The 11717-nt window shown below is 67.5% G+C and carries 12 protein-coding genes; 6 read left to right on the top strand and 6 right to left on the bottom strand.

The window, feature by feature from the left end; translation table 11 throughout:
- Positions 1-5: 5 nt before the first annotated feature.
- Positions 6-1274, bottom strand: coding sequence for a flavodoxin-dependent (E)-4-hydroxy-3-methylbut-2-enyl-diphosphate synthase (gene ispG / locus HZ321_RS06620; RefSeq protein WP_181701368.1), 1269 nt, complete (start codon positions 1272-1274; stop codon positions 6-8).
- Complete coding sequence (locus HZ321_RS06615) at positions 1271-1708, bottom strand: Fur family transcriptional regulator (protein WP_244635598.1); 438 nt, start codon at positions 1706-1708, stop codon at positions 1271-1273. Before HZ321_RS06615 ends, ispG begins: the two co-directional genes overlap by 4 nt.
- A 236-nt stretch (positions 1709-1944) precedes the next feature.
- Between HZ321_RS06615 and HZ321_RS06610 the strand changes: the two genes are divergently transcribed.
- A complete protein-coding gene (locus HZ321_RS06610; protein ID WP_342343816.1) occupies positions 1945-4668 on the top strand; it encodes a TIGR02302 family protein in 2724 nt (907 codons plus the stop codon).
- Positions 4669-4672: 4 nt separating this feature from the next.
- On the opposite strand, the gene HZ321_RS06605 is transcribed toward HZ321_RS06610, so the two are convergent.
- Genes HZ321_RS06605 through HZ321_RS06595 form a run of 3 tightly spaced genes read right to left on the bottom strand, consistent with a single transcriptional unit; the run spans position 4673 to position 6586 of the window.
- Positions 4673-5068 (bottom strand): response regulator, encoded by a 396-nt coding sequence (locus HZ321_RS06605; RefSeq protein WP_181701773.1) that lies wholly within the window; start codon positions 5066-5068, stop codon positions 4673-4675.
- A gap of 17 nt (positions 5069-5085) precedes the next feature.
- Positions 5086-5631 (bottom strand): hypoxanthine phosphoribosyltransferase, encoded by a 546-nt coding sequence (gene hpt / locus HZ321_RS06600; RefSeq protein ID WP_181701365.1) that lies wholly within the window; start codon positions 5629-5631, stop codon positions 5086-5088.
- A 22-nt stretch (positions 5632-5653) separates the two neighbouring features.
- On the bottom strand, positions 5654-6586 hold the full coding sequence (locus HZ321_RS06595; RefSeq protein ID WP_181701363.1) for a zinc-ribbon domain-containing protein: 933 nt from the start codon (positions 6584-6586) through the stop codon (positions 5654-5656).
- A 213-nt stretch (positions 6587-6799) separates the two neighbouring features.
- Between HZ321_RS06595 and ftsE the strand changes: the two genes are divergently transcribed.
- From ftsE to HZ321_RS06575, 4 genes are all read left to right on the top strand, one after another.
- Positions 6800-7459: a cell division ATP-binding protein FtsE gene (ftsE, locus tag HZ321_RS06590; protein WP_181701772.1), complete on the top strand. Its 660-nt coding sequence runs from the start codon at positions 6800-6802 to the stop codon at positions 7457-7459.
- Positions 7456-8406: a cell division protein FtsX gene (locus HZ321_RS06585; RefSeq protein WP_181701361.1), complete on the top strand. Its 951-nt coding sequence runs from the start codon at positions 7456-7458 to the stop codon at positions 8404-8406. Before ftsE ends, HZ321_RS06585 begins: the two co-directional genes overlap by 4 nt.
- A gap of 76 nt (positions 8407-8482) precedes the next feature.
- Complete coding sequence (locus tag HZ321_RS06580; protein ID WP_206682728.1) at positions 8483-9241, top strand: YdcF family protein; 759 nt, start codon at positions 8483-8485, stop codon at positions 9239-9241.
- Between the two features lie 43 nt (positions 9242-9284).
- Positions 9285-10067, top strand: coding sequence for a lysophospholipid acyltransferase family protein (locus HZ321_RS06575; RefSeq protein ID WP_181701360.1), 783 nt, complete (start codon positions 9285-9287; stop codon positions 10065-10067).
- On the opposite strand, the gene HZ321_RS06570 is transcribed toward HZ321_RS06575, so the two are convergent.
- A complete protein-coding gene (locus tag HZ321_RS06570; RefSeq protein ID WP_280514458.1) occupies positions 10064-10588 on the bottom strand; it encodes a gamma-glutamylcyclotransferase in 525 nt (174 codons plus the stop codon). The two genes, HZ321_RS06575 and HZ321_RS06570, sit on opposite strands and share 4 nt — an antisense overlap.
- A 115-nt stretch (positions 10589-10703) precedes the next feature.
- Here HZ321_RS06570 and HZ321_RS06565 point away from each other — a divergent pair, with 115 nt between their 5' ends.
- Positions 10704-11705, top strand: a complete 1002-nt coding sequence (locus HZ321_RS06565) for a DUF2125 domain-containing protein (protein ID WP_181701358.1) — start codon at positions 10704-10706, stop codon at positions 11703-11705.
- Positions 11706-11717: the final 12 nt, after the last annotated feature.

Below are 11717 nucleotides of genomic sequence, written 5' to 3'. Positions count from 1 at the left end.
CCGGTTCAGGCGGCCGTCCCGTCCACCCTGTCGGCGGCTGCGCCACCACGGCCGTAGCGCTTCTCCATGTAATCGATGACAAGCGCGCGGAACTCTTCTGCAATCCGCGGGCCACGCAAGGTGACGGCCTTCTTTCCGTCGATGAACACGGGAGCCGCCGGTGTCTCCCCGGTTCCCGGCAACGAGATCCCGATGTTGGCGTGCTTGCTTTCGCCAGGTCCGTTGACGATGCAGCCCATCACGGCGACCTGCATGGCCTCCACGCCCGGATAGCGCTCGCGCCAGACCGGCATCTCGTCGCGGATCTGATCCTGGATGGACTTGGCCAGCTCCTGGAACACGGTGGACGTGGTGCGGCCGCAGCCGGGGCAGGCGGCGACGACGGGGACGAAGGCGCGGAAACCCATGACCTGCAGGAGCTCCTGCGCAACCTGGACCTCTCGTGTGCGGTCGCCGCCCGGTTCGGGCGTCAGCGAGATCCGGATGGTGTCGCCGATCCCTTGCTGCAGCAGGATGCCCATCGAGGCGGACGAGGCGACGATACCCTTGGTGCCCATGCCGGCCTCGGTCAGCCCGAGGTGCAGCGCATGGTCGGATCGCCTTGCGAGCTCGACGTAGACGGCGATCAGATCCTGGACCTGGCTGACCTTTGCGGAGAGGATGATCCGCGACCGGGGCAGACCGATCTCTTCCGCGCGCTCGGCGGAAAGCAGCGCCGACTGGACGATCGCCTCGCGGGTGACCTCCTGAGCCGACAGCGGAAAGCCGGCCGCCTGGTTCTCGTCCATCAGGCGGGTGAGGAGCTCCTGGTCGAGGGAACCCCAATTGACGCCGATGCGGACCGGCTTGTCATAACGGATGGCGAGTTCGACGATGTCGGTGAACTGGCGATCGCGCTTGTCCTTGAAGCCGACGTTGCCGGGATTGATGCGGTACTTGGCGAGCGTCTCGGCGCAGGCGGGATGATCGGTGAGGAGCTTGTGTCCGATGTAGTGGAAATCGCCCACGAGCGGCACCGTAATGCCAAGCCTGTCCAGGCGTTCGCGGATGCGGGGGACGGCTGCTGCGCTCTCGTCACGGTCGACGGTGATGCGGACGATCTCGGATCCGGCCCTTGCCAGATCCGCCACCTGACGAACCGTCGCGTCGATGTCGGCGGTGTCGGTGTTCGTCATCGACTGGACGACGATCGGGGCGCCGCCGCCCACGGTGACGCCGCCGACGTCCACCGCCACGGAGCGGCGGCGGGGCAGCGGAGCCGTCAGGAAGGTCATGCATGGTCTCCGTGATCGTGATGGTGGGCGAGCGGCGCGGTCCGGCCAGCCTCCTGGCAGAGAGCGCAGGTCCCGCGCATCTCCAACACAGCCGACTTGGTCCGGAAACCCGCGCGTTCGGCGACATCGTCGAGCATCGCGGCCAGCCGCGGCGGTTCGGCCTCGGCGGCCGCGCCGCAGGCTTCGCAGAGCAGAAAGACGAGCATCGGCTCGGCGGCGGCGGTGCCATGGTCCTGACTGCACGCGAGGAACGCGTTGCGGCTCTCGATGCGATGGGCAAACCGGTTCGCCAACAGGAAATCCAGCGCCCGGTAGACCGAGATCGGGCTTGGACGGCGCCCGTGCTGGGCGATCCGGTCGATGATCTCGTAGGCGGACACTGGGACGTGGCTGGACAAGAGAACATCCAGCACCTGACGTCGCTGCGCGGTCATGCGGAGCCCCATTGCCTCGCAACGGGCTTCGGCCCGGGCGAGGCCGTCGCGCCGGCAGGCATGGTGATCGTGTTCGTCATGTCCGAGCACGGGCGGGTCCGATCCGTCAGTTCATCCGGTCTCCCATATAGCTTCGGAAGACGCCACACAAAAGGGCCGGCAGGCGACAGGGCGCAGCCGGCCGCTTCGGAGAGAGCGTCCATTCCCCGCCTTCGTTCCGCCGCAGCCGGCCGCGAGTGTGGTCACACGCAGCTGTGACGATCTCGCGGGGCTTCTCGCCTTGGCGGCATGGCCTCCTATGTTATCCTCGCGAGGCACGTCGGGGGTCGAGGCCAGAATTCGAGGATATCCGAGTGGCGGATCCAGTGAAGACTTCCCCAGAGGCTGCCGGATCGGGCGATCCCCTTGCGAGCCTTGTCGCGAAGCGCCGGATGGCGCGGTTCGCCCTTGCGTGGGAGCGGGTGTGGCCCCGCCTCGTGACGGCCCTGGCTATCGCCGGGCTCTTCGCGGCAGCGGCCTGGCTTGGTTTCTTCCAGCTGTTTCCTGACGTCCCGAGGTTGATCGTCGTCGGCCTGTTCGGGCTCGCCTTCCTGGTGGCACTGGTCCGGCTGGCCCGCACCCGACTTCCGGAAGAACGGGACACCCTTGGCCGCCTCGAGCGGGACAGCGGTTTCCAGCATCGCCCGCTCACCGCGCTCGCCGACCGGCAGGCCGCCGGCGAGAGCGACCCGATCGGCCAGGCGCTCTGGCGGGCGCATCGGCGGAGGGTGGCGGCGACCCTCAGCCAGGTGCGGGTCAAGGCTCCCTCTCCGCGCGTTGACCGTCGCGATCCTTATGTCCTGCGCGCCCTTGCCGCCTTCATCTTCGTGATCGGCCTCGTCGCGGCGCGCGGGGATCTGGTGCGGCCGCTCGCCGACGCTGTCCGGCTGCCCGCTCCGCCGCCCTCGAACCTGCGGATCGATGCGTGGGTGACGCCGCCGAGCTACACCGGCCGTGGTCCGGTCTATCTTTCGATGCCGGTCGTCCCGCCCGATGCGGAGGAAGCGGCCGCGGCGGCGCCGCCGCCGCTCGCCGGCCCGGACAATCCGCTGGAGGTTCCCGAAGGCAGCGTCCTGGCGATCCGCGTGACGGGCGTCGATACTCCGGTCGCTCGCTTCACCGGTGAAGGTGATCCGGCGGAAGCCGGGCTCGACATCGGCGGCAAGGCTCCCGAAGCGACGGCCGCGGCGGCAACGCCCGGGGATGCGATCGTACGGCCGACGGCGTTCGAATGGAAACTCGACCGCAGCGGTTTCGTCACTCTCGCCTCGGGGGAGGAGACGCTTCGGCAATTCCGCTTCGCGGTGGTGCTCGACCAGGCACCGGTCATCAAGTTGACGGAAGAACCTGCCGCCACGGTTCGCGGGGCGTTCCGGCTCGCCTATTCCGTGGAGGACGACTACCGGGTCAGTTCCGCCCGCGCGGTCTTCGACGAGCCGAAGACGGCGCTCACGCCCTCCATCTATGTGGGATCGGGCGAAGCGCGCCCCCTGATCGGGGCGCCGGATATGCCGCTGTCGCTGCCGAGACGTGGCGCCAAGGAACCAACGGGGCAGACCTTCCGCGACCTTTCCGCCCATCCCTGGGCGGGCGCGGTGGTGTCCATGCGCCTGGAGGCCAAGGACGACGCCGGAAAGATCGGGCGGTCCGATCCGGTCGACGTGGTGATCCCGGCAAGGCCGTTCCGCAACCCTGTCGCGCGCATGCTGATCGAGCAGCGGCGCGTGCTGGCCCTGGACGCCAACGCGGCACCATTCGTCAGCGACGTACTCGGAACGGTTCTGGTCGGTTCGGAGCGCTACGTGGCGGATGCGTCCATCCATCTGGGGCTCAGCGTGCTGAAGTCCCGCATCCAGAACGCGGCGACGGACGATGAGCTGAAGGAAGCTCTCGACCTGATGTGGGAAATGGCGCTCGCCATCGATGGCGGCGATGCGTCGCTCGCCGAGCAGCGGCTGCGCGAAGCGCGCGAGCGGTTGCGCGAGGCGCTGGAGAACGGCGCTTCTCAGGAGGAGATCGCAAAGCTGACGGAAGAGCTCCGGCAGGCCATGCAGGAGTACATGCAGGCGCTGCAGGAGCAGATGCAGAACAATCCGAACCTGTCGCAGAACCAGCAGCAGATGCCGCAGAACGCCCAGGAGGTCTCTCCGGAGGACTTCCAGAAAATGATCGACCGCATCGAGGAACTGTCGAAGCTGGGCGATCGGGAAGCGGCCGAGCAGTTGCTGTCGCAGCTCGACCAGATGCTGGAGAACCTGCAGACCGCGCAGCCCCAGCAGGGTCAGCAAGGCCAGCAGGGGCAGCAGGGTCAGATGAACCAGATGATGAACGAGCTCGCGGACATGATCCGCCGTCAGCAGGAGCTGATGAACGAGACGTTCAACATGTCGCCTGACGGCCGTCAGCAAGGTCAGAACGGTCAGATGTCCGAACAGGAGATGCAGGAGGCGATGCGCCAGCTGCAGCAGGGTCAGGCGGATCTGCAGAAGCGCCTGCAGGAGCTGCAGAACCAGATGCAGCAGAATGGCATGAACCCCGGCGAGCAGCTGGGCCAGGCTGGCGAGTCGATGGGCCAGGCCCAGGAATCGCTCGGGCAGGGCCAGAGCCAGGATGCGCTCGGGCAACAGGGCCAGGCGCTCGACCAGCTCCGGCAGGGCGCACAGCAGCTTGCCGAGCAGATGGGCAACGAAGGCGAGGGGCAGCAGGGCCGCCCCGGCGGTCAGCGGTCGTATGCGGAGGATCCGCTCGGTCGCCCGCAGCGGCGCGAGGGGCCGGATTTCGGCGACAGCGTCAAGGTGCCAGGCGAGATCGAAGTGCAGCGGGCACGGCGCATCCTGGAAGAACTGCGGCGCCGGTTCTCCGAGCCGAGCCGTCCGTCGATCGAACTGGACTACCTGGAGCGCCTGCTGAAGCCGTTCTGAGGCTTCACCCAGCCATTCTCCGGACGCCGAGCGGGCGCACGGCTATCGCCTCGTCGACCGCGCGGCGAATGTCCGCCAGGGAGAACGGCTTCGGCACCACGTCGTGGACCAGGGCATCCAGTCCGTGGGCGCGTTCGCGCTGGTCGGCGTAGCCGGTCATCAGCAGGATCGTCAGATCAGGCCAATCGCGCGCGGTCGCCAACGCCAGCGCGATGCCGTCCATCACCGGCATCGTGATGTCTGAGAGGAGAAGATCGAAGTCGCCGTTGCGCTCCTGCAGGATCTCGAGCGCCATGCCGCCGTCATCGGCTGTGGTGACGGCGTGACCATCCAGTTCCAGGGCGCGCTTCACGAAGGTGCGGACGCTGTCGTCGTCCTCGGTGAGCAGGATGTTGGCCATCTCCTCCGACCCTTTCGTCACGCGCCGCTGCCGGCGTCCTTGATCACGCCGACGAACGGCAGTTGACGCCATGCATGGGCGGCGTCCATTCCGTAACCCACCACGAACTCGTCGGGACACACGAAGCCGACGTGATCGGCTTGGATCTCCGCCTTGCGCTTGCCCGGTTTCTCCAGGAGCACGGCCACCTTGACGCGCGAGGCGCCGCGCTCGGCGATGAGGCGGCGGGCGAAGGCGAGCGTGCGCCCGGACTCCAGGATGTCATCGACTATCAGGACGTCGCGCCCCTTCACGTCGGTGTCAATGTCGCGAACGATGCGCACGGTCCCTGACGAAACCGTCGCTTCGCCGTAGCTGGAGAGCATCATGAACTCCACCTGCGGTTCCAGGCCGACCCGGTGCAGAGCACGCATGAGGTCGGCGGCGAACATGAAGCTGCCCTTGAGAATGGCGACGACGAGAAGCCGCTCGGGCCTGTCCTCGGCGATCCGGTCGGCGATCGCGGCGACACGCTCCGCGATCGCTTCCTCGGAGTAGAGGACGTCGATGGTCCTGGTCGTCATGCAAACTCCACTCTTTCGACGCTCAGGATCCCGCACGATCGGTAAATCGAACCTGAACGTCCGTCGCAGCATCCGGAGGTGCCGGAAGCCGACTCTTGAAGGGCAGGCGCTCGCCGGGGTCCAATTCGTTCTTGCCGGGCGCCATGGTCCAAGCATAGACCTCACGGCCGGCGGCGGAACGCAAGCCGAAACGAAGCGTCGGAACGCTTCTGATCTTCATATCGATGTTGGTGACTTCTCCCTCCACGACCAGCACGGGTGTGGCGCCGTCGACCTCGCGGTAGGTCTTGACGTCGACGATCTCCAAGCCGCGAAGGTTGACCTTCATGCCGACCATCTCGTAGAGGCCGGCGAAATCGGGCTGGAGGCTGACCACCACGTCGCGCCATGCTATCGCGCCGGCGACGGCACCACCCGTGATCAGGAGGATGATGAGAGCCAGGACGCCGGATGGCATCGGGGTGGACTTGCGGCCCGGCCGCACGCGCTTGGGCGCCTTCTTGTTCCCCCGGATCGCCGCGCGCTTCTCCTTGGAGAATCCGGCGGGCTCCTGGTCGATCACATCGGCCTCTGCCGTCGCCGTCGGTTCCGCGGCGGTGACATCGGATGCCACGTCCTCTTCGGTCGGGTCAGGATCGGGGATCGGCTTGAAGGGGACCACATTGCTGCCGGTGGTCGCGTCCGGTTCCGCGTCGTCGGGATCTTCGCTGGCCGCGGCCTGTTCGTCGTCGCTGAGAGCGGCGCGCCACGCATCGACCTCGGTGTCATCCGCAGAGCCGCGGCTGCGTGCCGCGTCAGCCCAGGAGGGGGCATCGTCCTCGTCGGGCTCCGGCAGGGTCGGCAGGGCATGCCAGATCGTGCCGCAGCGGGTGCAGCGGACCTTGCGGCCCGTCGCGCCGATCGCGCGGTCCGCCAACTGATAAGTCGCCTCGCAGTTCGGACAGCTGATCTTCATGGCTTCCGATCGGTACCGTCCCCGTGACGCTGCCCCAATGTCCAGGCATTGTCCGCCGGAGGTGCGAATCACATGCGGCGGGACAGACCTCCCTGTCCCGTTGCAGGACTAGCGGACGCTGACATTGATTAACGATCCGTTAACGCTACGCTTTCACGATGAGACCGGCCGCTCCGCCCGCCGCGGGCCGGATGCCGGGTGCGGGGTGATGTCGTGATCCGCTTCGAGAATGTTGGCCTCAGGTATGGCATGGGGCCGGAAGTGCTGAGCGACCTGACCTTCGCCGTGGAGCCGCGCTCGTTCCAGTTCCTGACCGGTCCGTCCGGTGCGGGCAAGACGACGCTGCTCCGCCTGCTGTTCATGTCGCTGAAGCCGACGCGCGGGCTGATCAGCATGTTCGGGCGGGACACGATGCGGATCGTGCCGGGCGAACTGCCGAAGATCCGCCGACGCATCGGCATGGTGTTCCAGGACTTCCGGCTTCTCGACCACCTCACGACCTATGAAAACGTGGCGCTGCCGTATCGCGTGCAGGGAATCGACGAGAGCAGCTATCGCACCGATGTGGTCGAGTTGTTGCACTGGGTGGGCCTCGGCGAGCGGATGCACGTGCTTCCGCCCATCCTCTCCGGTGGCGAGAAGCAGCGGGCGGCCATCGCGCGCGCCTTGATCACCAAGCCGGAGATTCTGCTCGCCGACGAGCCGACAGGCAACGTCGATGCCCCCCTCGCGCGGCGCCTGCTCCGCCTTTTCGTGGAGCTCAACCGGCTCGGCACCGCCGTGGTGATCGCCACGCACGACCTTACGCTGATGAATCAGTACGAAGCGCGGCGGCTGGTGCTCGCCGGCGGACGGATGGAGATCTACGAATGAGCGCCGCCGCCCCCGCCGAGGACGACGCGGCGACGCGATCCGAGCCATCGCGGACCCGCACTCCGATCGTTCCACCGCAGACGATCGCCGGACGGGCACTCACCCTCGTGATCGCCATCATGACGTTTCTCGCCAGCCTGACGATTGGCGCCGTCACGATGGTGGACGCGGCGGCTCGAGCCTGGCAGTCGGACATCGGCCGGGAAGTGACTATCGAGGTCAGGCCGCTCGATGGGACCGACATCACCGCAGAACTGAGCAAGGCCGCAGCGCTGGCGGGCGAATTTCCGGGCGTTGCGTCGGCGCGCGCGCTCAGCGACGAGGAAACGCGACGCTTGCTGGAACCGTGGCTCGGCGCAGGGGTCGATCTGGCGGCCTTGCCCGTGCCGCGTCTGGTTGTGGTGACCGTGGACGATCCGGCTCTGTTCGACGTCGCCGGCCTGAGCGAAGCCGTTCGCACCCAGATCCAAGGTGGCAGTCTGGACGACCACGCCGCCTGGGTGGACCGGTTGCGCGCGATGGCGGGATCGATGGTCGCGGTCGGCATCGCGGTGCTGGTGCTGGTGCTCGTCGCCATGGTGCTGTCCGTGGTGTTCGCCACACGCGCTGCCATGGCCGGCAACCGGCAGATCATCGAGGTCCTTCATTTCTGCGGTGCAGAAGATCGGTTCATCGCGGGCGAGTTCCAGCATCACTTTCTTCTGCTCGGGATCCGCGGCGGTCTGATCGGCGGCGGTCTGGCGCTGGTGCTCTTCATCGCGCTCGCGATCCTGTTCCGGGAGTCCTCGGGGCTACCCGGCGCCGCGCAGATGGACACCCTGCTCGGCGGCCTCTCGATCGGGCTGCCCGGGTTTCTCGGCATCGTCGTGCTGGTCGGCGCTGTGGCGGTGCTGACGGCTGCAACCTCCAGGCTTGCGGTGCGGCGTTCCCTCGCCACCATCGAGTGATGCGAAAACAGGCGGCAGAGTGCCTCAAACTGGGACTTGCCCAGAGGCGGCCGCAATCGCATAGAATGGTTCCGCGATGAAGCCGAGTTCGACGCCCTTCCTGGCCGCCGTCTACGAGGCCCCTCATACCGACGCCTCCCGGCCGTCGAAACCCTCGCGCGCGCGCAAATACCGGCATCCTTCGATGCGCGATCCACTGATCCCCCGCTGGGTTCGCCGCGCGTTCGGCTTCCTTCTCATCGGCGCCATCGTCTCAGGCATCCTGTTCGCGTGCGGTTTCCTGGTTTTCGCTACCTATGTCGGCAGCCTCGCACGGCCCGACCGGCCGGAGGCGGACGGGATCGTCGTGTTGACGGGAGGAGCTGAACGCGTCTCCGGGGCGATCGATCTCCTCACCGACGGCGCGGCCCAGCGGCTGCTGATCTCCGGCGTCCATCCGGACACCAGCGCCCGCCAGATCGGCAAGGTCGTCGACGCGGGGCCCTCCCTCTTTGACTGTTGCGTCGATCTCGACCGGCGCGCGGCGAACACGATCGGCAATGCGCAGGAGACCGCGAAGTGGGCCCGGGCCCACGAGTTCGGTTCGCTGATCGTCGTCACCAGCGCCTATCACATGCCGCGGGCGCTCGCAGAGCTCGGTCATGCGATGCCGGAGATGCGTATGGTGGCCTATCCCGTGGCCAAGAACCGACTGGACATTGCTCACTGGTACGCCAACCAGGAGACCGCGACGCTGCTGCTGGAGGAGTACGTGAAGTACATTGCGACGCGTGCGCGATTGTCGCTTGCCGGCAGCGACCAGGCCCCGGTCGGACTAGCATCGATCGCGCGCTGACGGTAAGCGTCTCTGCGTCGAACGTTCTCGCGCCGGTCGCTCCATGGTCCTCCGTACCTTTATCTTCAACGTGCTCTTCTACCTCGTGACGGCCGGCGCGCTGATCGTCTGCTCCCCCGTCGTGCTGTTCCTGAAGCCGCCGCAGATCATGTCGATCGTGCGCTGGTGGGCGAACACTGTGATGGCGCTGCACAGGGCGGTGCTCGGCATCCGCCATGAAATCCGCGGGCGCGAGCACATTCCCACCACCGGTGCGATCGTCGCGGCAAAACATCAGTCGACCTGGGAGACGATGGCGCTGATCCCGCTGGTGCCGGATCCGGTGTTCATCCTGAAACGCGAACTGATGTGGTTGCCGCTGTTCGGCTGGTGGGCGTCGCGGGCTCGCATGATTCCGGTAGACCGCGGCAAGGGCAGCCAGGCGCTGGCCGACATGACCGAGCGTGCCCGGGAGGCGGTCCGCGGCGACCGCCAGATCATGATCTTCCCTGAGGGGACACGACGGGAAGCGGGTGCGGAGCCGCGCTACAAGATCGGCGTTGCCTATCTTTATCGCGACCTGAAGGTCCCGATCGTACCGGTGGCGCTGAACTCCGGGGTTTTCTGGCCGCGCCGGACACCCTCGCACGTCAAGGGAACGATCGTGATGGAGTTCCTGCCGCCGATCGCGCCGGGGCTGGAACCAAAGGACGCGCTCGTAAAGCTCCAGTCCGAGGTGGAGGCGGCCTCCGATCGCCTGCTCCTGGAGGCCGCCGACGGAGGCGCCGCCTTGAGGCCTGAGGCTGCGGCCCGCGTCACCCGGCTCCGACAGTCCGCCGCCGCCTAGGCCTCGGGTATCGCCAATTCACGGACCAGCGCTTGCACGCGATGATCGCTGATCCCGAGTTCGCGCAGATGGGCGGCCGTGGAGCGGACATAATCGGGATTGGCGCCGGAGCGCCCGACGCCGTTGCGGACCAGCCTCACCTGCTCCGCATGGTCGAGTCGGCCGGCGTATTGCGGATGGGAGCGGTCGACCATGTAGGTGAGCGCCTCGACCGTTTCGCCGGTGAGCAGGCGGACCGGGCGTACGGCCTCGATGTAGACGCTGGTGACCTGCTCGCGTTCGCGCAGATAGGCGATCACAGCGTCCCGATCGGCGGGAGCCACTTCGAAGGCGAGCCCGCGGCAGGAGCCGCCGCGGTCCAATCCGAACACTAGGCCCGGCCGCTCCGGCGTGCCGCGATGGACATAGGAGTAGACGCAGAGCGAACGATGGGCGCCGCGCAGGAGGCCCTGCAGGGAGCGCAGATGCGGGAAACCGGGGTTCCACATCAAGGAGCCGTAGCCGAACACCCAGAAGGCCAAGCCGCCGCCCTTTCCTTGTCGACCGGAAGCGGGTAGCAGAGGCAGGCCCGTCCGGGCAAGCCCGGCACGTGCGCTGCTTGATCCCGACCGCCGACCTTAGCCACGGACCCTCCGAATGCGCGGAAGATTCATCGCCCTGCTCGTCGTCCTTGCGGCCATCGTCGGGGGGTGGACCTATGCATGGACGCAGGTCCGCGACACCGTGATCGGGAACGTGGACCGCGGCATCGGCGATCTCGCATCCCAGGGCATCACCGTTATCTGTCTGGACCGGAGCGTCGGCGGCTGGCCGTTCAGGGTCTCGGTTTCCTGCAGGAACCCTGAGATCACGCTGCCGGACGGGACCCACATGAGCGCCGCCGGCCTGGAGTCGAACGGGTCGGTCAATGATCCGGACCTGATCGTTTCCCGCTTTGCGGCCCCGATCACCTTCCGCGCGCCGACAGGCGAGGTGTTCGAAGGCACCTTCTCGGCGCTGACGACGAGCTTCCGACCGGACCCGAACGGCGGTTCGGTGCCGCAGGTCTCGATCGCGGCGGAGGATCTGGCGGCCAACGTCACCGCGGGGGGGCTGGACATCGGCCGGGTGACCGCGCGGCACGTGGAGGCCCACCTGCGGTCTCCGGCATCCAGCACCGCGGACGTGGAGTTCTCGGCGACACTGAATGGCGCCGCAGGCCTGGTTGGGACGACGGATCTGCTTCCCGAGGAAGCCGATGCGGGCGTCCTGCTGCGGGTCAGGAACGGGACCATGATCGACGGCACGCCGGACGGGCTGGCAGCCTGGGCTGCGGCGGGCGGCGGCGCGGAGGTTGCGCAGGTCGCCGTCGAGATCGGCGAGACCCGGATCGAGGCCGAAGGGTCCGCCACGGTCGCCTCTGACGGTGCCGTTGTCGGCACGCTGACGGCGACTGCGACCCGAATCGACTGGCTGACCGCCCAAGCGGCGGCCGGCAAGCCGCTCAACCCGGTCCTGGCAGCACTCGGGTCTGCCTTCGCGCTGATCGGAAGGGCCGGCGAGGGGGAGGGCAATCCCCGCACGCTGACAATCGACATGTCCAACGGCGCGGTGACGGCGAACGGCCTGCCGCTCGGGTCGGCGCCGCGCCTCTTCTGAAGCGCCCGGAGC

Origin of the sequence: Chthonobacter albigriseus, from assembly GCF_013839445.1 — a bacterium.
GTDB classification, from domain to species: domain Bacteria; phylum Pseudomonadota; class Alphaproteobacteria; order Rhizobiales; family Pleomorphomonadaceae; genus Chthonobacter; species Chthonobacter albigriseus.
This window is presented reverse-complemented; position numbering and strand designations above follow the sequence as displayed.

Excerpts from the sequence above, each read along its gene's own strand:
- ispG (WP_181701368.1), bottom strand. The coding sequence starts at position 1,274 with ATGACCTTCCTGACGGCTCCGCTGCCCCGCCGCCGCTCCGTGGCGGTG.
- HZ321_RS06615 (WP_244635598.1), bottom strand. The coding sequence starts at position 1,708 with ATGACCGCGCAGCGACGTCAGGTGCTGGATGTTCTCTTGTCCAGCCAC.
- HZ321_RS06605 (WP_181701773.1), bottom strand. The coding sequence starts at position 5,068 with ATGGCCAACATCCTGCTCACCGAGGACGACGACAGCGTCCGCACCTTC.
- hpt (WP_181701365.1), bottom strand. The coding sequence starts at position 5,631 with ATGACGACCAGGACCATCGACGTCCTCTACTCCGAGGAAGCGATCGCG.
- HZ321_RS06595 (WP_181701363.1), bottom strand. The coding sequence starts at position 6,586 with ATGAAGATCAGCTGTCCGAACTGCGAGGCGACTTATCAGTTGGCGGAC.
- HZ321_RS06585 (WP_181701361.1), top strand. The coding sequence starts at position 7,456 with ATGAGCGCCGCCGCCCCCGCCGAGGACGACGCGGCGACGCGATCCGAG.
- HZ321_RS06580 (WP_206682728.1), top strand. The coding sequence starts at position 8,483 with ATGAAGCCGAGTTCGACGCCCTTCCTGGCCGCCGTCTACGAGGCCCCT.
- HZ321_RS06575 (WP_181701360.1), top strand. The coding sequence starts at position 9,285 with ATGGTCCTCCGTACCTTTATCTTCAACGTGCTCTTCTACCTCGTGACG.
- HZ321_RS06565 (WP_181701358.1), top strand. The coding sequence starts at position 10,704 with ATGCGCGGAAGATTCATCGCCCTGCTCGTCGTCCTTGCGGCCATCGTC.